Annotated in this window: 25 protein-coding genes; 12 read left to right on the top strand and 13 right to left on the bottom strand. The window is 68.0% G+C overall.

The window, feature by feature from the left end:
• Nucleotides 1-5: 5 nt before the first annotated feature.
• The 5 genes from NKT36_RS02630 to NKT36_RS02610 all read right to left on the bottom strand — a co-directional run bounded on the left by NKT36_RS02630 (nucleotide 6) and on the right by NKT36_RS02610 (nucleotide 3309).
• Entirely contained in the window at nucleotides 6-659 is a 654-nt protein-coding gene (locus NKT36_RS02630) for a LysE family transporter (protein WP_407652226.1), read from the bottom strand.
• A gap of 115 nt (nucleotides 660-774) precedes the next feature.
• Nucleotides 775-1485: a TMEM165/GDT1 family protein gene (locus NKT36_RS02625; protein WP_327052394.1), complete on the bottom strand. Its 711-nt coding sequence runs from the start codon at nucleotides 1483-1485 to the stop codon at nucleotides 775-777.
• Nucleotides 1486-2157 (bottom strand): metal-dependent transcriptional regulator, encoded by a 672-nt coding sequence (locus NKT36_RS02620; RefSeq protein ID WP_327052393.1) that lies wholly within the window; start codon nucleotides 2155-2157, stop codon nucleotides 1486-1488. It lies immediately after the preceding gene.
• 244 nt (nucleotides 2158-2401) lie between these two features.
• Complete coding sequence (locus NKT36_RS02615; protein ID WP_327052392.1) at nucleotides 2402-2827, bottom strand: adenylyltransferase/cytidyltransferase family protein; 426 nt, start codon at nucleotides 2825-2827, stop codon at nucleotides 2402-2404.
• A complete protein-coding gene (locus NKT36_RS02610) occupies nucleotides 2824-3309 on the bottom strand; it encodes a Mov34/MPN/PAD-1 family protein (RefSeq protein WP_327052391.1) in 486 nt (161 codons plus the stop codon). The genes NKT36_RS02615 and NKT36_RS02610 overlap by 4 nt, the downstream gene beginning before the upstream one ends.
• 165 nt (nucleotides 3310-3474) lie before the next feature.
• Between NKT36_RS02610 and NKT36_RS02605 the strand changes: the two genes are divergently transcribed.
• Complete coding sequence (locus NKT36_RS02605) at nucleotides 3475-5385, top strand: DHH family phosphoesterase (protein ID WP_327052390.1); 1911 nt, start codon at nucleotides 3475-3477, stop codon at nucleotides 5383-5385.
• Here the strand turns inward: NKT36_RS02605 and NKT36_RS02600 are convergent.
• A complete protein-coding gene (locus NKT36_RS02600; RefSeq protein WP_327052389.1) occupies nucleotides 5382-7001 on the bottom strand; it encodes a phospholipase D-like domain-containing protein in 1620 nt (539 codons plus the stop codon). The two genes, NKT36_RS02605 and NKT36_RS02600, sit on opposite strands and share 4 nt — an antisense overlap.
• A gap of 77 nt (nucleotides 7002-7078) precedes the next feature.
• Between NKT36_RS02600 and NKT36_RS02595 the strand changes: the two genes are divergently transcribed.
• Nucleotides 7079-7333, top strand: coding sequence for a hypothetical protein (locus NKT36_RS02595; RefSeq protein WP_327052388.1), 255 nt, complete (start codon nucleotides 7079-7081; stop codon nucleotides 7331-7333).
• Here the strand turns inward: NKT36_RS02595 and NKT36_RS02590 are convergent.
• From NKT36_RS02590 to NKT36_RS02575, 4 genes are all read right to left on the bottom strand, one after another.
• Nucleotides 7318-7470 (bottom strand): DUF7837 family putative zinc-binding protein, encoded by a 153-nt coding sequence (locus tag NKT36_RS02590; RefSeq protein ID WP_327052387.1) that lies wholly within the window; start codon nucleotides 7468-7470, stop codon nucleotides 7318-7320. The genes NKT36_RS02595 and NKT36_RS02590 overlap by 16 nt on opposite strands.
• Before the next feature lie 72 nt (nucleotides 7471-7542).
• Nucleotides 7543-8775: a HEAT repeat domain-containing protein gene (locus tag NKT36_RS02585; protein WP_327052386.1), complete on the bottom strand. Its 1233-nt coding sequence runs from the start codon at nucleotides 8773-8775 to the stop codon at nucleotides 7543-7545.
• Between the two features lie 164 nt (nucleotides 8776-8939).
• Nucleotides 8940-9278 (bottom strand): hypothetical protein, encoded by a 339-nt coding sequence (locus NKT36_RS02580; protein ID WP_327052385.1) that lies wholly within the window; start codon nucleotides 9276-9278, stop codon nucleotides 8940-8942.
• 39 nt (nucleotides 9279-9317) lie between these two features.
• Complete coding sequence (locus NKT36_RS02575; RefSeq protein ID WP_327052384.1) at nucleotides 9318-9593, bottom strand: hypothetical protein; 276 nt, start codon at nucleotides 9591-9593, stop codon at nucleotides 9318-9320.
• A 198-nt stretch (nucleotides 9594-9791) separates the two neighbouring features.
• Here NKT36_RS02575 and NKT36_RS02570 point away from each other — a divergent pair, with 198 nt between their 5' ends.
• Nucleotides 9792-10718, top strand: coding sequence for an HhH-GPD family protein (locus tag NKT36_RS02570; protein WP_327053418.1), 927 nt, complete (start codon nucleotides 9792-9794; stop codon nucleotides 10716-10718).
• Nucleotides 10719-10768: 50 nt separating this feature from the next.
• Nucleotides 10769-11068, top strand: a complete 300-nt coding sequence (locus NKT36_RS02565; protein ID WP_327052383.1) for a hypothetical protein — start codon at nucleotides 10769-10771, stop codon at nucleotides 11066-11068.
• Nucleotides 11069-11217: 149 nt separating this feature from the next.
• Here the strand turns inward: NKT36_RS02565 and NKT36_RS02560 are convergent, their stop codons facing one another.
• The gene (locus tag NKT36_RS02560; protein ID WP_327052382.1) at nucleotides 11218-13071 is read right to left on the bottom strand and encodes a cation:proton antiporter domain-containing protein; all 1854 of its coding nucleotides are present in this window, start codon (nucleotides 13069-13071) and stop codon (nucleotides 11218-11220) included.
• 241 nt (nucleotides 13072-13312) lie between these two features.
• Here NKT36_RS02560 and NKT36_RS02555 point away from each other — a divergent pair, with 241 nt between their 5' ends.
• The 8 genes from NKT36_RS02555 to NKT36_RS02520 all read left to right on the top strand — a co-directional run bounded on the left by NKT36_RS02555 (nucleotide 13313) and on the right by NKT36_RS02520 (nucleotide 19187).
• The gene (locus tag NKT36_RS02555; protein WP_327052381.1) at nucleotides 13313-13894 is read left to right on the top strand and encodes an NADPH-dependent FMN reductase; all 582 of its coding nucleotides are present in this window, start codon (nucleotides 13313-13315) and stop codon (nucleotides 13892-13894) included.
• A 122-nt stretch (nucleotides 13895-14016) separates the two neighbouring features.
• Complete coding sequence (locus NKT36_RS02550) at nucleotides 14017-14604, top strand: thymidine kinase (RefSeq protein WP_327052380.1); 588 nt, start codon at nucleotides 14017-14019, stop codon at nucleotides 14602-14604.
• A 7-nt stretch (nucleotides 14605-14611) separates the two neighbouring features.
• Nucleotides 14612-15223: a YIP1 family protein gene (locus NKT36_RS02545; protein WP_327052379.1), complete on the top strand. Its 612-nt coding sequence runs from the start codon at nucleotides 14612-14614 to the stop codon at nucleotides 15221-15223.
• Nucleotides 15224-15250: 27 nt separating this feature from the next.
• Complete coding sequence (locus NKT36_RS02540; RefSeq protein ID WP_327052378.1) at nucleotides 15251-15514, top strand: hypothetical protein; 264 nt, start codon at nucleotides 15251-15253, stop codon at nucleotides 15512-15514.
• Nucleotides 15515-15615: 101 nt separating this feature from the next.
• On the top strand, nucleotides 15616-15876 hold the full coding sequence (locus NKT36_RS02535; RefSeq protein ID WP_327052377.1) for a hypothetical protein: 261 nt from the start codon (nucleotides 15616-15618) through the stop codon (nucleotides 15874-15876).
• 94 nt (nucleotides 15877-15970) lie between these two features.
• On the top strand, nucleotides 15971-16138 hold the full coding sequence (locus tag NKT36_RS02530) for a CpXC domain-containing protein (protein ID WP_327052376.1): 168 nt from the start codon (nucleotides 15971-15973) through the stop codon (nucleotides 16136-16138).
• A gap of 234 nt (nucleotides 16139-16372) precedes the next feature.
• On the top strand, nucleotides 16373-18520 hold the full coding sequence (locus NKT36_RS02525; protein WP_327052375.1) for a DHH family phosphoesterase: 2148 nt from the start codon (nucleotides 16373-16375) through the stop codon (nucleotides 18518-18520).
• Nucleotides 18521-18665: 145 nt separating this feature from the next.
• Nucleotides 18666-19187 carry a DUF106 domain-containing protein gene (locus NKT36_RS02520; protein WP_327052374.1) on the top strand — a complete coding sequence of 174 codons (522 nt, stop codon included), beginning with the start codon at nucleotides 18666-18668 and terminating at the stop codon, nucleotides 19185-19187.
• 96 nt (nucleotides 19188-19283) lie between these two features.
• Here NKT36_RS02520 and NKT36_RS02515 read toward each other — a convergent pair whose 3' ends face one another.
• Together NKT36_RS02515 and NKT36_RS02510 are read right to left on the bottom strand one after the other, a co-directional pair.
• Entirely contained in the window at nucleotides 19284-20945 is a 1662-nt protein-coding gene (locus NKT36_RS02515) for a tRNA uridine(34) 5-carboxymethylaminomethyl modification radical SAM/GNAT enzyme Elp3 (protein ID WP_327052373.1), read from the bottom strand.
• Between the two features lie 90 nt (nucleotides 20946-21035).
• On the bottom strand, nucleotides 21036-22229 hold the full coding sequence (locus NKT36_RS02510) for a S8 family peptidase (protein ID WP_327052372.1): 1194 nt from the start codon (nucleotides 22227-22229) through the stop codon (nucleotides 21036-21038).
• Between the last annotated feature and the right edge of the window lie 212 nt (nucleotides 22230-22441).

Here is a 22441-nt window from a genome sequence, read left to right as displayed (position 1 = left end):
TCCCGTCAGGCCAGGGTCGACGCCGCGTCGGAGAGGATGGAGGCCAGCGTCGACATCGCGTCGGAGAGGATGGGGACCAGGGTCGTCGCCCCGTCGTAGAGGAAGGAGACGCCGGCCAGCGCCAGCACCACCGCGCTGAGGTAGGCGACCGCGGGCGCGAACGAGTCGACGCGCCGCCCGGCGGCGACCAGGGCGGCGGGGAAACCCGTTATCCAGAGCGCGATACCGCCGAAGAAGCCGACGACGATGATGGGGCCACCGGTCGTCACCGTGAGCGCGTCGCCGAGGGTTCCAGAGAGCACGTTCGTGGTCTGTCGGTCCAGCAGGCGGACGCCCGCCGTCAGCCACCAGATGATCTGGTAGGGGTTCGTTATCGCCAGCGCGAACGCCTTCCGGAACCCCCTGGTGTCGTCGTCGGTCTCGTCGGTGGTGAACGTCCCGGTGGCGTCGCGGGCCGCGCCGTAGGCGAAGTACAGCATCAGGAGGCCGCCGACGCCGACCATCACTCCCTGTACCAGCGGTGCCTCGCGGACGACGGCGACGACGCCCGCCAGCGCGAGGACGAAGAAGCAGGCGTCGGCGGTCATCGCACCGAGGCCCGCGCGGAAGCCGGAGTTCCAGCCACGCAGGACGCTCTCCTCGGCGATGACGGCGTTCATCGGTCCCGGCGGCGCAGCGAGCGAGAGACCGAGTGCCGCCCCGGCGACGAGCGATACGACGTCGTTGAGCACGCTCGTCGTTGGTAGCGGACCGAGAAAACTGTCTCGAATGCGGTTATATTGCAGCGGCGAGGGCGCTGGCCACGTAGCCGACGGTCGACTCCCAGACGGAGACGTCGAAGAGCATCCGCAGGACGAAGTCCGCGGCGAAGAAGGCGAACAGCGCCGCCGACGCGGCGTGTGCCTTCCGCATGTCGACCCGGTGGGCGAACCTGTGGAAGAAGTACGCGTTGGCGAGGCTCACCGGGATGATGGCGAGCATCTCGCCCACCCAGATACCCGGGTGGGTGCCGTACTGAGCGGCCAGGCCGATGGTGACCATCTGGGTCTTGTCGCCGAACTCGCCGAACGCCATCATCGCGAACATGGGGACGAACGCGCGGACGCCGTCGGCCTTCGCGAGGTCACCGTTCTGGAAGCGCTGGGGGACGATCCCCGAGAGGTCGATGGCGCCGCCGTCGGTCTCGGTCGCCCCCTCCGGCGTCGCGCCGTCGGGCATCGACCGGATCAGCATCACCGCGAACAGCAGGAACAGCCCAGCGGTGAGCGCGTCGAGGTAGATTCCCGGGAGGACCCGCGTGAGCGCACCGCCGACGTAGATCTCGACGGCGGTCCACAGGGCGAACGCGCTCCCCGCGGCGCTCACCACCAGCCACGGCCTGTAGCGGGTCGAGAGCCCGGCGATGATGAACTGGACCTTCTCTCCCGGCAGCACCGCTAGCTGGGTCGTGAACGCGACCGCGACGACCTCTATCCAGGTGGCCATCTACGCCACCTCCTCGACGACCGCGCGGACGCGGATCGACCGGGCGACGCTCTCCGGGAGGCTCTGTCCGCCGTCGTCCACCTGGACGGTCACCATGCCGAACGGCGCCACGTCGGCGATCTCCAGCTCCGTACCCGGAACGATGCCGGCCTCGTCGAGGTACCGGAGCTCCTCCTCGTCGCGGTCGTTGACCCGTGCGACCACGACGCGGTCGCCTGTCTCGTGGTCGCTCAGCGGCGTCGTGTCGTCCGCCTCGATTGGCGAGAGGTCGGCGCTCGGGATGGGGTCGCCGTGCGGGTCGATCTCGGGGTCGTCGAGGGCGTCCGCCACCCGCCGCTCGAACTCCTCGCTGATGTGGTGTTCGAGGCGGTCGGCCTCCTCGTGGACCTCGCTCCAGCAGTAGTCGAGGTGCTCGTTCAGGTACGCCTCGAGCAACCGGTGGTGTCGCAACACCTCCAGTGCGACCGTCTCCCCTTCGGTGGTCAGCTCGACGCCCTTGTACTTCTCGCGTTCGACCAGTCCGCGCTCTTCCAGCTTCTCGACCATGCTGGTGACCGTCGGCGGGGTAACGTCGAGTTCGTCTGCGATCTCCGACGTCGCCACCGGGTCGTCGCTGTCCTCCTGCAGCGTGTATATCGTCTTCAGATAGTCTTCCATCACGTCGCTCAGCATTTCCTACCCGGGATTAGATTCGTCTAAACCTTTAATTTGTCGGGTGTCGGATTCGGATTCGGCCCACCTTCTACAGCGTCACTTCTCGTCGAGGCCGGCGCTCCGCAGATCGTTGACGGGAGAAGGGAGCTAGTTCGTATCACACCGGCCGTGAACGCGCTCCGTCGAGTAATCGCGGACGGGTATCCCGTTCTCGACGGACGGCGAGGAATTGCCTGCCCGGGCGAGCAGCCCGGGGTGGCCGCTAGCACCGCTCGTCGCAGATGCGGTCGGCGATGGCACGACTCGATAGCAGTTCGTCGTCGCGGGCGTCGCGCGGCGACGCTCGACGGACCTCGCAGTCGACGCCGCGGCGCGCGAGTTCCTCCTCGATCGCCGCTGCGTCGTGTTGCTGATCGTAGCCCAGTGCGATGACGTCCGGATCCAGGTCCTCGATGGGAACGAAGATGTCCTCGGCGTGGCCGACGCGGGCGTCGTCGACCATCGCGAGGGCCTCGACCATGTCCCGACGCTGGCGGTTCGAGAGTACCGGCGGTTCCTTGTGGGTGACGTTCTCCCTGCGGGCGACGATGACGGTGAGGCGGTCACCCATCGACGCGGCGTCCCGGAGGTAGTGTGCGTGGCCGGGGTGGAGGATGTCGAACGTTCCCTGGGCGATGACGTGTGTCATTCCTGTAACTCCGCGTCGATGTCTTCCTGGGTGAAGTCGAAGAACCCTTCGTCTTCGGGGAGCTCGACGTCGAGCACGTCGAGCGTTCGCGGGTTACCCTCCCGGTCGAACGCCCGCCAGCTGTCGCGGTCGTACGGCGCGCCGATGATGACGTGGACCTTCCCCTTCCCGAACGTCCTGAGGTCGGCGTCGCTGGGGCGCAGCACGCCGTTCGGGTGGGAGTGGACCGACCCGACCGCCCGGGTGTCGTTGGGTATCGTGCTCGTCTTCACCGTCGCGCTCACGCTGTTCGACTCGGTGCCGGGCATGACGAGGACGTCGGTGATGACGGTCCCCTCGCGGTCGAGCCCGAGGTTCGTCGCCGACTCGCCGCGGAAGAACCCCATGTACTCGTCCGGGTGGGCGTCACGCGACGCTTCGAGGGCGAACTCGAGCGCCCCTTCGGCGATACCCAGGATCTCGTTCGACCGGAACAGCCGCATGGGAGACAGTCCGGTGCCGCGCGTTCTAAACGTTGCGAACGACGCGGTGTGTTGCGACGCACAGGATGGCGATCACCACGACGTTCCCACGACGTCGTCCGTCGAGCGAGCTCGGGGTCGAAGTTGCAAAGCGTTAAAAATAGCGCCCCCGAAGGAACGGACAACATGACTGCCCCCCACGATGGTCCTTCGGACGGGCCCGAGGACCCCGTCGTCTACGATCTCGACGCGGACTGTACCCTCTCCGACGTCGTAGAAGGGAACCGCTACCACGCCGAGGTCAACGGCGTCGTCGAGTACGGCGTCTTCGTCGACATCTCCGACAGCGTCTCCGGGCTCGTCCACGAGTCGAATCTCTCCAGCGACCATCAGGTCGGCGACGAGCTCGTCGTCGAACTCACCGACATCCGCGAGAACGGCGACCTCAGTTTCGACACGGTCGACGTCGACGAGTACGAGACGCGGTCGATCGAACACGACTACGAGGTCGCAGACACCGGCGCGCTCGCCGACGCCGTCGGCGACTCCGTCCACGTCGAGGGCGAGGTCGTCCAGATCAAGCAGACCGGCGGCCCGACCATCTTCCACGTCAGCGACGAGACCGGCGTCGTCCCCTGCGCCGCCTTCGAGGAGGCGGGGGTCCGCGCCCACCCCGACATCGAGATCGGCGACCTCGTTCACATCGCCGGCGTCGTCGAGGAGCGCGAGGAGTCGCTGCAGGTCGAGGTGTCCTCGCTCGACCGACTGACGGGCGACGACGCCGACGAGGTCCGTGCGCGCCTCGACGAGGCGCTCGAACGCCGGGCCGAACCCCACGACGTCGAACCGCTCGTGGAGTGGCCCGCCCTCGAACAGATGTTCCCCGACCTCCGGGAGATAGCCAAACAGCTCCGCCGGACCGTCCTCGAGAGCCGCCCCATCCGCGTCCGCCACCACGCCGACGGCGACGGGATGTGTGCGTCCATCCCGGTCGAACTCGCGCTCCGGAAGTTCATCGAGCAGACCCACCAGGACCCCGACGCGAAGCGGCACCTGTTCAAGCGCCTGCCCAGCAAGGCGCCGTTCTACGAGATGGAGGACGTCACCCGCGACCTCAACTTCGCGCTGGAGGACCAGGCCCGCCACGGTCAGAAGCTGCCCCTCCTGCTGATGCTCGACAACGGCAGCACCGCCGAGGACGTCCCCGCGTACGAGAACCTCGCGCACTACGACATCCCCATCGTCGTCGTCGACCACCACCACCCCGACCCCGAGGCGGTCGAGCCGTACGTCGACGGCCACGTCAACCCCTACCTCTACGACGAGGACTACCGCATCACGACGGGCATGATGTGCGTCGAGCTCGCGCGGATGATTGCCCCCGACATCACGGACGAACTCCGGCACGTCCCAGCGGTCGCGGGCATCTCCGACCGCTCGAAGGCCGACACCATGACGGACTACGTCGAACTCGCCGCCGAGGAGGGCTACGACGAGTCCTTCCTCACCGACGTCGGCGAGGCGCTGGACTACGAGGCGTTCTGGCTGAAGTACGACGACGGCCGCAACCTCATCAACGACGTCCTCAACGTCGGCTGCGACGACGAGGAGCGCCACCGCGAACTCGTCGAGTTCCTCGCCGGCCGCGCCCGCGAGGACGTCGACGACCAGCTCGACGCCGCGATGCCCCACGTCGAACACGAGCGCCTGGCCAGCGAGGCCCACCTCTACCGCGTCGACGTGGAGAACCACGCCTACCGGTTCACCTACCCGCCGCCGGGCAAGACCACCGGCGAGATACACGACCGGAAGGTCGAGGAGACGGGCGAACCGGTCATCACCATCGGCTACGGCCCCGACTTCGCCGTCCTGCGCAGTGACGGCGTCCGCCTCGACATCCCCGAGATGGTCTCGGAACTCAACGACGAGATCGTCGGCGGTGGCGTCAGCGGCGGCGGCCACCTGGTCGTCGGGTCCATCAAGTTCGTGCAGGGGATGCGCGAACAGGTGCTCGACGCGCTCGTCGAGAAGATGGCCGACGCGGAGCTCGACGAGAACCTCCAGAGCACGAGCATCGGCCACGAGAGCGACGACTAACCTCCGTCGAACCCCACCTCACGTCGGGCGACGACCGCGGCTCCGGCGAGGCCGGCGGCGACCGCGACGGCGAGACCGACCGGGAGTCGCGACCCGCCGCTCGCCCGCCAGTCGGCGTCGAAGACGCGACCGTAGTACGCTCCTGCTTTCTCTCCGTGTAACACGACTGCGACCTCCCGGTTCTGGCGCGCGGAGTGGTTGTTCCAGTTGAGGCTGCCGACGACGACGTGCTCGCCGTCCACGACGACGCCCTTCGCGTGTATCTTCTCGAACCCACGCGGGTCGGCGACCCGCGCCTCCAGCGGCAGCCCTTCCGCTGCCGAGCGCTCGTTCAGCCAGCGGACCAGTTCGCGGTTCTCCTCCTCGACGTACCACGCGCCGCTCAGCAGGATGCGGACCTCGACGCCCCGACGGGCGGCCGCGAGGGTGGCACGGACGAACGGCTGTCGCGGTCCGCCGACCGACACCTGTTCGACGCGGACGGAGCGGTTCGCCGACCGCAGCAGCGAGACGACGGCGGACTCGGCGTTGCCCGGTGCGGTCGCCACGGTCACCGACTCGACGGGGACGGTCTCCGGGGAGAACCGCGTCGGGTACGTCTCGTTCGGCGGCGACGACGGCTCGAACGACTGGCCGCGTCGGAACTGCTCCCACGAACGGGTGTCGTTCCAGCCCGCGTCCGCCCGGAAGACCTCGGCGAGTTCGCGCGCCGTCTCGCCCGGGACGACGACGCCCCATCCGCGGCTTCCGTGGCCACCCGTCCCCGACGGCTTCCAGTTCTCCGTGAGCACGAGCGCCCGGTCGTCGACGACCGCGTACTTCGCGTGGTGGAACTCGTACCGCGCTCGGGCACCGCCGATGACCTCGACGTCGACGCCGCCCTCTGCCAGCGATTCCAGGACGGTCGCCTCTCGACGCGTCATGCCGCCGACCGGGCCGTCGTCGACGAGGACGCGGACCTGCACGCCGCGCCGTTCGGCGGCCGCTAGCGCGGCAGCCATCCGTCGCGAGGTGAAGGTGTAGCCCGCGAGCAGGACCCGATCCTCCGCCGAGCGGACGGTCTCGACCGGAACCCTGTCTGCGTCGGGGAGGACGAACGTACGGGCGCGCGTCGCGTCGGCCGACACCGCCGGACGGTCGGTCGCGCCGAGCGGTCGCCACTCTTCCGACTCGACCAGCCACAGTTCGCCCTCGGTGGCCTCGGGGTAGGTGACGGTCGCGACAGTGCCGTTCTTCCGGAGGTGGACCGTCTCGCCGTCGTTCGTCAGCGAGACGTCGTCCGAAATCTTCAGCACCCGGTAGTCGGTGAGGTTGCGCGTCGTCGCAGGTGCGGTCGAGAACGCGATCCGCCCGGACACCCGGCGAGGTGGGAGGTTCGCCGTCGTCTCCCCGTCAGTGAGCGTCCACCCCGAGAGGTTCGTCTCGTGGGGGAACGAGACGACGACGAACTCGCCGGCGTCCTCGTGGGCGACCGGGTCCGGATAGACGGCGACGATGCGAGGCTGGGACGCCGCCGTCGCTGTCGGGGTGACTGCGTGGATGAACGCAGCGGCGACGGCGAACGCGAGGGCGACGGTCAGGGCGAACGCGACGACGCGCTCGGGGCGGTGAGACACGGACCGGAGTGGTCCCGTCTTCCGGTATAAAGCTTCGTACCGGTGGTTTTTTGCACGCCACGTCCGCTCTCGTGAACATGGTCGCGATACACGTCGTGCTCGAACTGGCGGGGTACGCGCTGGGCGCGCTCGGTGCTACCCTCGTCTTCTTCGAGTTCTTCCAGGTGCCGAACTACGTCGAGTACGATCCGGAGTTCAACGACTACACGATCGACATCTCGCCGATGGAGATAACGGAGCACACCTGGATCGGGCGCGTCGGCGCGTTCCTCGTCGCCGTCGCCTTCGCGCTGGAGTTTCTGGCCGCGATCCTGGCTCACGGCCTGGGGTGAACGATGTCCCGGCAATCGGGACACTCCGCGAACTGCGACGGGCCGTCCGTCGTATCGTACTCGATGAGCAGGTAGCCGCCTGGAATCGTCTCTCCGCAGTTCGGACACGTCCCCAGCGTCGCCGATTCGGTCGCCATAACCTCGACTCCTGACGGCAGGACGACTGGCAGGGACTTTGTTAATCGGTCGTTAGAAGAAGTAAGGTGCGCTTACTCGACGCGCGCCTTCTCGGCTTCCGACTGGACGAGATAGGAGCGGTCGTCCGCGTACTCCGCGGCGGCCGCACGTGCGCGCTCGGTGCCGATCTGGTTCAGCGCCCAGGCCGCGCTCGCGCGGACGTTGTCCGACTCGTCGTCCGCGAGCGTGTCCTGGAGTGGGGCGATGGCTCGCGTGTCGCCGATGCGACCGAGTGCGCGAGCAGCGTGGCTGCGGACGCTCTCGTCGTCGGCGACGAGTTGGTCCGCGACGGCCTGGGTGGCCTCCTCGCTGCCGATCTCGCCGAGCGCCTTCAGCACGACCTTGGCCATGCCGGGGTCGGCATCGGCGTACTCGACGATGTCATCGACGGCCTCCTCGCTCCCGATCTTGCCGATGATGCGGATCGCGTCCTTGTCGCGGCGCTCGGCCCGGCCGAGCATCTCGTCGAGGGCTTCCTCGGGGCCCATGCGTTCGAGGGCTTCCAGGCAGTGACGCTCCATGAAGTTGGATTCGAGATTGTCGAGCGCGAGCAGGACCATGTCGGCGCGACCGCGCTTCTCCCAGACCTTCAGCGCGTGCCACTCGGGCGGGTAGTCCTTCCGGTGTTCGAGGACGTCGAAGAAGCCCTGGGCCTCGAGCTGTTCGCGCGTCTCCAGGTCCGACCACTGCTGGGCGTCGTCGACGCCGTCCTCGAGCGCCGCCGTCGCCTCGGCGAGCTCCTCGATGGTGGCCGCGTCGTCGTCCGGGTCGAGGTTGGCGTCGTCGATTGCCGTCGCGGCGTCAGTGAGAACCTCGCTGAGGTCGTCGGTGTTGCGCGTGACGGTGACGCGGAAGTCGGCGTCGAGCGTCTCCTGGACCTGCTCGGAGAACTCGTTGACGACGTCGGCGAGGTCGCCTCGGCCGTCGTCGGTCCACCGCGTGTCGGTGACGGTCGACTCGACGTCCTCGACGTCGGCGACGACGTCCTCCGCGTAGGGACCGCGCTGCTCCTCCAGCTCCGACCGGAGTTCGTCGGCGCGGTCCTCGAACTCGGCCTGGGGGTCCTCCTCGTCCTCGTCGTCCGGTTCCGGGATGTCGGCCGCTGCCAGCATCTCCTCGGCCTTCTCGAGTTCCGCCTCGACGTCGTCGAGGTCGGCCTCGGTCTCGGCGTCGTCCAGGTCCGCCGCGACCTGATCGAGTTGCTCCTCGACCTCCTCGGCGGAGTACTGCGCTTCGTCGGACTCGGAGTCGTTCTCGTCGCTCATGGGTGCCCTCCCGACGGCGATGTCACTCGATTCATGTTCGGAAAATCGGGGCGTACCCATCAAGAGCGTTTCCCTTCGGCTGTGCGGGCCGGCACGCGCCCGAGGACGCCGTCCAGCGGTCGACTCGGGCCGCCTGTGGTCCACGTCGGACCGGACCGCCCTCGTCAGAACTGGTACCGGCGATTGTCGTCGCCGTCCAGGCCGGTCGACGCGCCGACGCCCGCGCCGCCGGTCATCTCCTCGTAGGTCATCCCCGACAGGTACTCGTCGTAGGTGACGTCGTAGCCGCTCCGGAGGTGGAAGTCGACGTTGCCGGTGTCGACGGCCGTCTGGAACAGCATGTGGACCGCACGACGGACGAGTTCGTCGGTGTCGTCGGGGTCGAACGCTGCGCCGAGCAGTGCGAGTTCGTTGCGCGTCTCGCGGTCGAGCGCGACCGACAGTTCCTCGCCCAGGTCGGCGTACTCCGCTTCCACGTCCTCGCTCAGTTCGTCCAGACTCATGCCGGAGGAGTCGGGCGACGGCCGGATACGGCTTTCGCTCTAGAACTGCTCGCCGCAGAGCCGACACGCGTCGCGGCTGGCGTAGTTGCGCGCGGCGCACTCGGGACAGACCAGGTAGTGGACGGAGTCCGCCGAGGCGTTCGTCGCGGCCGTCGTCTCGCGGCGCCGGCGGAGCGCCGTCCCGACGCCCGCGAGGACGAACGTACCACCGAGCGCGACCCACGCTGCCGGGTTCCGCGCGACGGCGAATCGGAGCGCGGGGACGACCCCGACGACGACGCCGATGGCCACCAGCGTGGTGGGCTGTAGACGCATGTTCTCGACCGTCGCTGTCCCCCGTAAAAAAGTCGTCGCGTCGACCCCCTGCGTGCTATCGAATCTCGTTACGCGAGGTGACCCGTCCGCTCGCGTGACTGCCCCGGTCGCTGACTCGTTTCGCCGCCGGTTACTGACTCGTTCCGCCGCCGGCTCCGAACCGCTACCGGTAAACCGGACACGTCCCAACGCCCGATGATGACCGAAGCGGACCCGTCGCTTCCGGACGACCGCGAGGCAGTGCGGGAGGCCCTGGTGTCGTGGTACGAGGACGACCACCGCTCGTTCCCGTGGCGCGAGACCGACGACGCGTACGAGATACTCGTCTCCGAGGTGATGAGCCAGCAGACCCAGCTCGGCCGCGTCGTCGCGGCGTGGGAGGCGTTCCTCGACCGCTGGCCGACGCCCGCGGCCCTGGCGGACGCCGACCGCGCCGACGTCGTCGGCTTCTGGACCGACCACTCGCTCGGCTACAACAACCGCGCGAAGTACCTCCACGAGGCCGCACGCCAGGTCGTCGACGAGTACGACGGCGCGTTCCCCGAGACGCCAGACGAACTCCAGACCCTCCAGGGCGTCGGCCCCTACACCGCCAACGCCGTCGCCTCGTTCGCGTTCAACGACGGCGACGCCGTCGTCGACACGAACGTCAAGCGCGTGCTCTATCGGGCGTTCGACGTGCCCGACGACGACGCGGCGTTCGAGACCGCCGCGTCCGACCTCATGCCCGACGGCGAGTCGCGGGTCTGGAACAACGCCATCATGGAACTGGGCGGCGTCGCCTGCGAGAAGACGCCCAGTTGCGACGCCGCCGGCTGTCCGTGGCGCGAGTGGTGTCACGCCTACGAGACGGGCGACTTCACCGCGCCCGACGTGCCGACCCAGCCGTCCTTCGAGGGGAGCCGCCGGCAGATGCGCGGGCGCGTCGTCTCCGTCCTCAAGGAGTACGACGAACTGCCGCTGTCGAAGCTCGGCCCGCGCGTCCGCGTCGACTACGCGCCCGACGGCCAGTACGGCGAGGAGTGGCTCTCGGGACTACTGGCAGACCTGGAGGACGACGGGCTGGTCGCCGTCGATGAACCCGTGGACGGGAGCGGCGCAACCGTCGCACGGCTTCGCCGGTGACGACGCGTTGATTTCGGAGGCCAGGCTGCGACGGCCTCTTCCTCGTCTTCGTGGTCCGCCCTGTCGCAGGGATACTCGGGCTGTTCGGCACCTCCATGGCGTGGGGTGAACGACTCGTCGTCTCGACGTTCGGCATCCGCGGTATCGGCTCGTTCTACTACCTCGCGTTCGCACTCGACGAGGCGTCGTTCGCCGAGCGGGAACTGCTCGTCGCGGCCGACGAACTCTGGGCGCTGGTCGGGGTCGTCGTGCTCACCTTGATCGTCGTCCACGGTATCTCAGCGAGCGCGATCATGGACCTGTTGGATCGAGCGCGCGACGACGAGTCAACCGACGTCACGTCGGGGTGAATAGCTCGTCGCCCGCTTCGCCGAGGCGCTCGTCGCAGGTGGTGGCTGTCGACGGCGACGCGACGTTGCGGTCGGACCGAGGGACCTGGGCGACGGAGAGCGCCGCCAGTCCGGTCCGTCCCGGCGGCCCACGCCGTGCAGTCGGCGGCCTACGCGGTGCAGTACTCGATCGCGTGGCGGACGGCCTCTCGCCGGCCGATCAACGTCAGGTGGTCGCCGCGCTCGATCGTGTCGTCCGGATGCGGGAGCCGGTTGTCCTCGTCCCGACTGATCAGCGCGATATGACAGCCTTCTGGTAGCTCCGCGCTCAACTCGGTCACCGTCTTGCCGGCGTGTTCCTCCGTGGAGACCTCGATCTCCTGGACGTCGCCATCGCGGTCCAGTTCCGTCATCCACTGCGAGATCCCCGGACGCTCGATGACGTTGTCCATCGACCACGCGACCGACATCGACGTCGAGATCGCCTCGACGTCGAGGTCCTCGAACGCGTCGAGGTTGGACGGTTCGTTTACCCGGGCGACGACGGTCTCGACGTCGTACGTGTTCTTCGCGAGTTGTCCGATCAGGAGGTTCACGTCGTCGTCCTTCGTCGCCGCTGCCACGACCTTGGCGTTCTCGATGCCGGCGGATTCGAGCACCTCCTGCTGGGTGCCGTCGCCGTTGCGAACGGAGAACCCCTCCTGCCGGAGCGCTTCGACGACCCGCTCGTCGCTCTCGACGAGCAGGACGTCCTCCCCTCGACGTTCGAGTCGTTCGGCGAGTTCCGTACCGACGCGGCCGCCGCCGACGATGAGTACGCGCATCGGAATCACGTCCAGTTCCTGTGCGAGGTGTCGAGCTAATCCCCCTTCAAAGACGACGGTTGCGAAGATGACGAGGAACACGGTACCGACGAGCGTCGTCGCAGCCGTCGGATTCTGGGGCCGCAGTTCGAGTGCGAAGAGCGTGGCGACGCTGGCGGGGATTATCCCCCGCGGTCCCAGGAAGCTGATGAACAACCGCTCACGAAACGTCAGTCGCTCCCCGACCGTGCAGAGGAGCACGAGCGCGGGGCGGATGACGCCCGCGACGACGACCACCACGACGATACCGCCGAGGCCGAGCGAGAGCAGGGTGTCGAGCGAAAGCAGCGACGCCAGCGTGATGAACACGAACGAGATGACGAGGAGCGAGACGTCCCCCTTGAACTGTTCGATGGTGTCCCGATAGGGGAGGTCCGTGTTCCCGAGCACGAAGCCGCCGGCTGCGACCGCGGCGATTCCGGCTTCCGTCGCTACCACCTCCGCGATTCCGTACATCGTCAGCGACGACACGAGAACGATCATCCGGGCGTTCTGTGGCGCGTTCTCGACCGAGAGGTTGGCGTGCCGGAGGACGTACCAGACGACCGCTGCGACGGCACAGCCGACGAGGATTCCCAGCCCGAATCGCGTCGAGAACTCCCAGAGGAGCCGGGAGAATCTGCGCGACTCCAGCAGGACGTACTCGAACACCACGATCGCCAGGATGGCCGCCGTGACGTCGTTGACGACGCCCTCAGTTTCGAGGGTGGACGCGACCCGCTCGCGGACGGGGACCACGTTCATGATCGGGGTAATCACCGTGGGGCCAGTAGCGACGAGAAGCGACCCAATCACGAACGCGACGTCCCACGCCGCCCCGAGGACGTACCGGACGACGATGGCCGTCCCGACGAGCGAGAACGTCGCCCCGACGGTGATCAGACGGAGCGTCTCCCGGGGTGCCACGCGGAGCCGCTCGACGTGGAGGTGGAACGCGCCCTCGAAGACGATGATGGCGACGCTCAATCCGACGATAGCCGGGAGCGCCTCCCCGAAGATGGCGGGCGTTATCAACCCCAGCCCTTCGGGTCCCACTACGACACCCGAGAGGATCAGGAACGCCACGCTCGGGATGCGGAACCGATCCGCGAGCACCTGCGCTGCGACGCCCAGTCCCATGATCGTGGCGACGACTAGAACGACGTTGGTCGCGGCACTCATGTTGTGGTCACGAGCTCCGTGGTGACGAACGCTTCGCTGCCGGCGTGTTGCTCCCGGTCGTCCCTGGCGGAGCGTCTGAAAGGAGTACAGGGCGTCTCCTCCTAAAACTGATTTTCCATTTCTTCGACATGACGTCTCCCCGTCGCTCCCGATGCTTCTCTCTGCCGCCCCTGCTCCTGCGCGCCGGTCGGGGCGCACGGCCGCCTGCAACTATTTGCGCTCGCCGAGCGTACACGGGTCCATGGCTGACCTGCCACGCGTCACGGCCGTCTGCGGTAGTCTCCGGGACGACAGCACCACCCGCGTCGCACTCGAGCGCGCGCTCGACGGCGCGGCGGAAGCAGGCGGAACGGGCGAACTGATAGACCTGCGACACCTGGACCTCCCGCTGTTCGACGCCGACGACCCGGCGGCGGGCGACGCGCCGGAACTCACCCGCCGCGTTCGCGACGCCGACGCGGTCGTCCTCGGAACGCCGATGTACCACGGGTCGTACTCGTCGGTGCTGAAGACGGCGCTCGACTACTGCGGGTTCGACGAGTTCGAGCAGAAGACGGTCGGCCTGCTCGCCGTGTCGGGCGGGCGCTTCCCCATCACCGCGATGGACCACCTCCGCTCGGTCTGCCGGGCGCTCGACGCCTGGGTGCTCCCCTACGAGGCCGCCGTCCCGCAGGCCTACCGTGCGATGTCGGACGGCGAGTTCACCGACGACGACCTGGAGGAGCGCGTCGCCGAACTGGGTCGCCAGACGGTGCGCTACGCGAAGATCGAAGCCTGTCCGGCGACGTTCGAGAGCCGAGAGAACGTCGGCGCCGAGGACTGAACGGCGAGACGGCGTCCAGTCCCCGACGTCGGGCGGTTGCGGAGCCGGGTGGCGGGCGTCCATTGCACGGCGCGACGCCGAATCGGCAACCCTTTTGAAGGAGTCGTGAGCGCCACTCGGATATGCACAAGATCACGAACAGCGGGTGGGTCGAGGTGATCACGGGGTGTATGTTCTCCGGGAAGACGGAGGAACTGCTCCGTCGACTCCGCCGCGCGGAGATCGCGGGCCAGGACGTCGCGGTGTTCAAACCCGACCTCGACGACCGGTACGGCGAGGACACGGTCGGCACGCACAACGGCCGGTCGTGGGACGCCAGGGCCGTCGAGCCCGACGCGGACGGCGTCTGGGGTATCCCCGAATCGCTGAACGGCGAGGAGGTCGTCGCTGTCGACGAGGCCAACTTCTTCGCCGACGAACTCGTCGCCGTCTGCGACCACCTCGCAGACGACGGTCGCCGCGTCATCGTCTCCGGGACTGACCAGACGTTCCGCGGCGAGCCGTTCGACCCGCTCCCGCAACTGGTGTCGATGGCGGAGTACGTCGAGAAGTTCCGGGCCATCTGTGCGAACTGCGGCGAACCCGCGACGCGCAACCAGCGGCTCATCGACGGCGAACCGGCGCACGTCGACGACCCGACCATCCTCGTCGGGGCCGACGAGTCCTACGAGGCTCGATGTCGCAACTGTCATACCCTCCGGACGGGGTAGTACGACTGTGACGCAGTGGGTCGAGAACCCCCAGGGCGGGCGCGACCGCGGGCCGGTAGCGCTGGCTCGCGCGTGGTTCGAGGTGGTCGCGCGCCCGCGGCGGTTCTTCCACACCGGGGTCGCACCGGGCGACCAGGCGCCGGGACTGGTGTTCGGCGTGCTCGTGACGCTGGTCGAGGTGACGACCCGCATCGCCGTCGGTGACGTCGCCGTGCCGGACCTCGCGGGTGATCCGCTGCTCTCGAAGCTGTTCGTGCTCGCGCTCGTCGGACTGTTCGTCGCGCCCGCCGTCCTCCACCTGACGGCGGCGCTACAGACCCTGTTGCTGATGGCGGTCGTCTCCGACCGGGGTGGCGTGAGCGAGACGGTGCAGGTCATCGCCTACGCCGTCGCCCCCTGTCTCTTCGCCGGGCTACCGGTGCCGGCCGTCCGCGCGGTCTGCACCGTCTACGGGGCGGTACTCCTCGTGGTCGGCACCCGCGAGGTTCACGACACGTCGTACGTCCGTGCGACGCTCGTTGCGGCGCTGCCGGCGGCCATCGTGTTCGGCTACGGGTTCCGCGGCTTCCGCGCGCTCGTCACGGTCTTCCCCTGGCTCGACGCGGTCGTCCCGTGGTGATTAAAGGCGGGCCGTCGTATGGAAGGTATGCTGAATCTGCTAATCGACGAGTTCATGGTCGAACTCACCGACGGCGCCATCAAGAACGTCGGCCCCTCGAACAAGACGGGGACGGCGAAACTGTTCGACGTGACCGAGGCCGAGGCCCGCGAGTTCGGCGACAAGCGCGTGAAGCTCGTCTTCGAGGACGACGAGGGCAACGAGGTGCAGGTCTCGCTGTTCCCCGAACAGGTCCGGGAGGTCGCCGCTGACATCGAGGCACTCGAAGACGACAGTCCTGTCTTCGAATAGCCTGACGCGATTCCAGGCGACCGGCAATCGTTCAGCCCGATTTAATCTTCTCGTTAAGTACTCAATAATAAAGGAACGGGAAGCCGACTAGTCCGTCGCGTATGTCGACCATCACCGACACGGTGGACGAGGAGGAAGACGGTGACGACGACGCCAGTCCCGTCGTCGGACTCTCTCTGGATTCGGTGTCAACGTCCGTTCGCTTCGTCGCCTTCTGGGCGGCTATCGCACTCCCGTTCCTGTACGTCCCTCTGCTCGCAACCGGCCTCGAAGAGCCCGGACAGCGCCAGACGTTCCTCCTGCTGGTCGTCGTCAACGCCGCCGCACTCCTGCTCGGCCAGCAGCACGAGGACCACTCGTAAACGGGCGCTAACCGGGTAACGCTCCCTTGCCGCCCTTCGACCTCCACCGGCTAGCCGGAGTATAACTATGCGTTCTGCCGCCGCGGTGACGGGCATGTCGAAAGCAGCCCCGACGGTCGGCTGCCCCCACTGCGGCCGAGGCGGAACGGTCGAGATTCCACCGAGTCGCGACGCCGACGCGGGCCTCGACGAGTCGCGATTGAAGGGTGGCGAAGTGAACTGTCCGCACTGCGGCGACGAGTTCTCGTTCTACTACTACTGACCGCGGACCTGCGGGGGTCCGTTCCGCTGCGACGCCAGTGGCCGGCCGGTCGTCCCGGACGACACGGCCGCCCGTCAGCGGAGGATGGCAAGTCTGGCCCCCTGACGGCATGAACTCCTCGATAACTGGAGTCCCCACGCAACGGTCACACGCGTCGGAGTCGAGGAGGCTCGGGGTGACCGCGTCGGGATTTCGACAACCGTTTTAGGCCGGGCCTATTGGACTCTTGTATAAATGGGTAACTGCGTCATCTGCGGGGCGTCTGCCGACGGCCAGATATGTGATAGCCACGAGCAGGACGTCCTCTTCGAATTCGAAGGTAATCGCCCGGACGAGTTGACTCCCGGACGGTACTATCGAGGTACCGTCGACGGGTTCGCCGAGTTCGGCGTGTTCATCGACGTCGGCGACAACGTGACGGGCCTCCTCCACAAGAGCGAACTCGACCGCCGCCTCGACTCCCTCGACTGGGACGCCGGCGACACGGTCTTCGTCGAAGTCATCGGCGTCCGCGACAACGGCAACGTCGACCTCGGCTGGTCCATCCGCCAGTCCGAGCGCGAGTTCCGCGGCAACCTCGTCGACGACGGGCAGCGAACCTACGTTCCGGACGACGACGGGTCGTCCTCCGGCGGACGATCAAACGACGACGACGACGGCGACGACGCCGAGAACACCGCGACGACCGACGGCTCCGGGTCGACCGTCCACGAGACGGGGTCGACCGGTGCCGCCGGAGCGACGCCCGACGAGGGGTCGGCCGGTGCGGACGAGGGCGACGAGGAGTCGGCCGCGGAAGACGAGGAGTCGGCCGCGGAAGACGAGGAGTCAGTAACGGAAGACGAAGAGCAGTCCGCATCGGACACCCCCGGACGCGTCAGCGTCGACTCGCTCTCGGACCGCGTGGGTGACCGCGTCCGGATCGAGGGCGAGGTCGTCGGCGCGAGCCAGACCGCGGGCCCGACGGTGTTCGAGGTGCGCGACGAGACGGCCGTCGTCGACTGTGCGGCGTTCAAGGAAGCCGGCGTCCGCGCCTACCCCGAGGTCGACACCGGCGACCTGGTCCGACTCGACGGCGAGGTCGAACTGCGCAACAACGAACTCCAGGTCGAGACCGAACACCTCGAGGCCCTCACCGGCGAGGACGAGGCGACGGTCAGCGACCGTCTCGACGCGGCGCTGGCGAGCGAGGCCGAGCCGGCCGACGTCGACCTGTTCGGCGACGACCCGGCCGTCGAGACCATCGAGGCCGAGATTCGCGAGGCGGCGAGCGTCATCCGCCGCGCGGTCATGGAGTCCCGTCCCGTCATCGTCCGTCACAACGCGACCGCCGAGGGGTACGCCGCCGGCGCGGCCCTCGAACGGTCCGTCCTCCCGCTCGTCCGCGACGAGCACGCCCGAAGCGACGCCCAGTACCACTACTTCGACCGGCGTCCGCTCGAGGACGGCTTCTACGACATGGAGGACGCGACGAAGGACGTGACGACGATGCTGGACAACCGCGAGCGCCACGACGAGAAGCTTCCCCTCTTCGTGCTCGTGGACGCCGGTAGCACCCTCGAGTCCAGCGACGGACTCGACCTGCTCGACGTGTACGGCGCACCGCACGCCGTCGTCGACACGCACTACCCCGACGAGGCCGTCGTCGAGACGGCCGACGTCGTCGTCAATCCCCACGTCGACGGCGCGGGCGACGACGTGACCGCGGGCGTCCTCGGTGCAAACGTCGCCGCGCACGTCAACCCCGAGGTCCGCGACGACGTCGCCCACCTCCCCGCCGTGTCCTACTGGTGGGGCGCTCCCGAGACCTACGTCGACCTCGCGGAGGAGGCTGGCTACGACGAGGACCACGTCACCGCGCTCCGCGAGGCCGTCGCGCTGGAGGCCTACTACCAGTCCTACGAGGACAAGCGCGAACTCATCACCGACCTCCTCTTCGAGCACGAGAAGCGCGACCTCGCCGAGCACGTCAGCGAGCAGTTCCGCACGAAGCTCGAGGACGAACTCGACACCGTCGAGCCGAACCTCACCATCCGCGGCGCGAACGGCGTCACGTTCACCATCCTCGACACGGACGCCTACACGCACCGCTTCGACTTCCCGCCGGAGTCGGTGCTCCTCGACGCCGTCCACCACCGCGAGATGGCCGGTCGCCCCGGCGGTCCGAACGTCACCCTCGGCATCGCCACCGACGAGATCCACGTCCGCAGTGGCGGCGAGGTCAACGTTCGCGACGTCGTCGACGACGCCCAGGAGTATGCGCCCGAAGCCGGCATCACCGCCGTCGGCACCCGCGACGGCAAGTTCGACTTCCTCGCCGGCGAACGCGACGCCGCGCTCGACGCCGTCGTCGAGTCCGTCAGCGAGCACCTGAACCACTGAACGCCGCGCCGCGCCGTCTCTTCCTGCCGTCGGTAACGCGTCCCTTCAGCGGCCGCGATGGGCGCAGGCGTCCACGAAGTGTCCTCCGACGCCCTCGACCTCCCGTTGGGTCTCCTTGATGTACGCCCGGCTGAAAGCACGAGTCATGGTCATCGAAACCGGCGGCTGGACGACGCTCGACGAACTGGCCGGCGTGCTGGCGGTGCTGCTCACGACGGGGTACTACGTGGTTCCCGTGCAGTACGCCGTCGCGACCGTCCTGAACGTGCTGCTCGGCCCGCTCGCGACGCTGGTGCCGTTCTCGGTGTTCCTGCTCGGACTCTCCGGTGCCACTGGCATCGTGTCGTCCGTCCTCCAGGTGCGTCTACGTGACGCCGAGGCACTGGAACGGCTCCAGGAGCGGACGAAGGAGCTCCAGGAGCGGTTGCAGGACGCACAGGGCGGGGACGCGGCGGCCCTCGCCGACGAGCAGCACGAGTTCGTGGACGCCTGGAAGACGATGCTGAAGCTCCAGTTCCGGCCGATGGTCTGGAGCATGCTCCTGACGGTGCCGACGTTCCTCTGGCTGCGCTGGGCGGTGACGTCGCCCGCCGCCTTCGTCCCGGCCGCGCTCTCGCTGCCCGCATCGGACAGCTGGCGCTCACTGCAACGCTCGTCGGGCCGGTGAAGGTCTGGGTCGTCTGGTACGTCGGCGGGTCGCTCTCGTCGTCGCTGCTCTCGCGACGGCTGCTCTCCCGCGTCGGCGCGTGAGAACGGTCCGTTTTCAGAGTCGCTTGCTGACGTACGGGCCGTCCTGGTGGTAGCCCAGCTTCTCGCGGTAGTACTCGCGCGCGCCGATGCCGGAGATGACGCTCAGCTTGTCGTAGCCGGCGTCGGCGGCGAGCCCCTCCGCCGTCTCCATGAGACGGCGGCCGTACCCGCGGTGCTGGTGCTGGGCGGCCTCGCCGTCGGCGCCGACGGACACCTCGCTCCCGTAGACGTGGAGTTCGCGGACGAGCGCGGCGTCGTCGAGTTCGCGGCGCACCGGGTCGCCGGGGAACCGCAGGCGACAGAATCCGACGAGGAGGTCGCGCTCGAAGTCCTCGAAGGAGATGAAGTGCTCGGTGCCGCCGGCGGCCTCGTAGGTCATGACGTCGAGTTCGACGTCCTCGGGGTCCTCGTCGTTCATCCCGGCCTCGCGACAGCGGATGCAGTCGCACTCCCAGCCGTGCTCGTCCATCTTCTGGCGGGCGAGCTGGCGGAGGTTCGACTTCCAGACGCCGGCGTCGATGAAGTCCGCGGGGATGTCGCGCTGGACGCGCTGGAGCCGGGTGTACTTCGGGACCATCGACTTGATCTCCGCGACGAGTTCGGCGGCCTCCTCGTTGCGCAGCGGCTCGTACTCGTCCTGGTACCACCAGTCGTAGGTCGCGGTGCCGCGAACGACCAGCGTCGGGTAGATCTTCAGGTAGTCCGGCCGCCACTGCTCGTCCTCGAACAGCTGGCGGAAGTCCTCCAGGCACATCTCCTTGCTCATGCCTGGCTGGCCGGGCATCATGTGGAAGCCGACCTTGAACGCCGCGTCGCGGAGTCGCTGGTTCGCGTCGATGGACGCCTGCACGCCGTGACCGCGGTGCATCTCGCGGTTGATGCGCTCGTAGGTGGTCTGGACGCCCACCTCGACCTTCGTCCCGCCGAGGTCGAGCATCCGGTCGATCTGCTCGGGGTCGCACCAGTCGGGCTTCGTCTCGAACGTCGTCCCGATGTTGCGCACGTCCGCCGTCTCGTTCTCGGCGACGACGTCCTCGAGGTAGCGGAACTCGTACTCGTCGGGCGACTGCGCGAAGCTCTCGCCCTCGGCCGGTTCGGGCTCCTTGTCGACGTCGTAGTCGTTCATCGCCTCCAGCGCGCGCCTGACGAACCACTCCTGGTAGTCGTGGCTGCGCGCGGTCATCGTCCCGCCCATCAGGATGAGCTCGACCTTGTCCACGGGGTGGCCGATCTGGCGAAGCTGTTCGAGCCGCAGGGTGACCTGGCCGTACGGGTCGTAGTCGTTCTGCTCGCCGCGCGCCGCGGCGGGTTCGTGGCCGGTGTAGCTCTGCGAGGAGGAGAACTCCGACCCCGGTCCGCCCGGACAGTAGAGGCACTTCCCGTGCGGACACTGGTGGGGGCTGGTCATGATGGCGACCGGCGAGACGCCGGAGGCCGTCCGGACCGGCTTGCGCCGGAGCACCGACTCCAGTTCCTCCCGGCGCTCGTTCGGCGCGTAGTCGAGGATCTCGGAGTTCTTGGGCACCTTCGGCGCCGAGTGCTCCGAACAGGCCTCCAGCTTCGCGCTCTCGACCTCGTCGCGCTCCAGTTCGCCCGCGAGGATGCGCTCGACCAGTTCCTCACAGACCTGCTCGAACGCCTCCGTCTCGGTCGGGTCCGGCGACTCGGTGCTCATTGGTCCTTGTTCGTCGGTTCCGGCGGATAAGCGTGTCGTCTACGGTGCAAATGCGGACGACCGCAGTCGGAATCGTCGCTCCGCGAGGAGCTACGTGTCGTCGCTCGAATCGTAGCCCATCGCCGCCGCGGCGTCGAGCAGCCCGTTGCCGGACTCGTTGTCCGCGAGGCCGATGCTCTCTGCGGTGCTCGCGAGCTGGTCGCGCGCCTGGTCGTTGCTGTCGCCGCCGGCCATCAGCAGGCCGGCCGCACCCGCGACGTGCGGACACGCCATCGACGTCCCGGAGAACTCCGTGTAGCCGCCGGGGACGGTCGAGTTGACGTTCTTGCCGGGTGCTGCGATGTCGACCTCCGGCCCCTGGCTGGAGAAGTCGGCGAGCTGGTCGTCCGACGTCGTCGCGCTCACGGCGACGCACTCGGGGTACTTCGCGGGGTACTTGACGCAGTCGGTGCAGGGGCCGGCGTTCCCGGCGGCGGCGACGACGAGCACGCCGTTGTCGTCGGCGTACTGGATGGCGTCGTGGAGCGTCTGGGAGCCGCTGTCGCCGCCGAGGCTCAGGCTGGCGACGTCCCAGCCCTGGTTGGCGACGTACTCGACGCCGGCCGCGATGTCGGAGAAGGTGCCGCTGCCGGCGCAGTCCAGCACCTTGACGGCGTGGAGCGTCGCCGCCGTCGAGACACCGACGACGCCCTCCTGGTTGTCGGCGGCATCGGCCGACCCGGCGCAGTGCGTCCCGTGGTCGTTGTCGTCGGACCACGGCTCGTTGCAGTCGTTGCCGTTGCCGTAGAACGTGCAGTTGCCCGTCCAGCCGCCGGAGCCGCACTCGACGAACGCCTTGCCAGCGCCGAGGTTCGCCTGCAGGTCCGGATGGTCGTCGTCGATGCCCGTGTCGACGATGGCGACGTCGGCGCCGTCGCCGGTGTCGCCGTTCGCGTGGACCACGTCGGCGTCGACGCGGTCGATACCCCACGGGGTGGTCTCGCCGAGCGCCTCCATCGTTCCGTTCTCCTCGACGTAGCGGACGTTCGGGTTCCGCTCGAGTCCGGAAATCGCCTTCTTCGGAAGCTCGACCGTGATGGCGTCGATGGAGTCGAACTCCCGGACCACGTCGGTCGCGGACTGCCGCGCCGCTCCAAGGCCACGCTCGTTCTTGAAGCCGACGTTCACCTCCACCTTCTCCTCCGGTTTGGCCGACGCGACGCCGGTCGCACCCGCGGTTGCGAGCGAGCCCGCCGTCAGTTCGAGCACGTTCCGCCTCGAAACACGGTTGTTATCGTCTGACATGCAGTAGAGTATGAATTTTGGTACAAGATAAAATTATCTTATAGTATTTATAATAAAATCAAGTTCATTGCGCGGTCAGGTTCCGGATGGAGAGCGTCTGATCGCGCCCCAACGCCGGGAAGCCGGCGTGGGCGGAGGAGTACCTCCCGAATCGGGTCGGCGCGGTCGACGGTTCGACCCGTCGGGAACGGTCGGTCAGTGGCACGAACGGA

It is taken from the genome of Halomicrococcus gelatinilyticus (assembly GCA_024227995.1).
Lineage (GTDB): Archaea > Halobacteriota > Halobacteria > Halobacteriales > Haladaptataceae > Halomicrococcus > Halomicrococcus gelatinilyticus.
The sequence above is the reverse complement of the archived record's forward strand: the minus strand, read 5'-3'. Positions and strand labels throughout refer to the sequence as shown.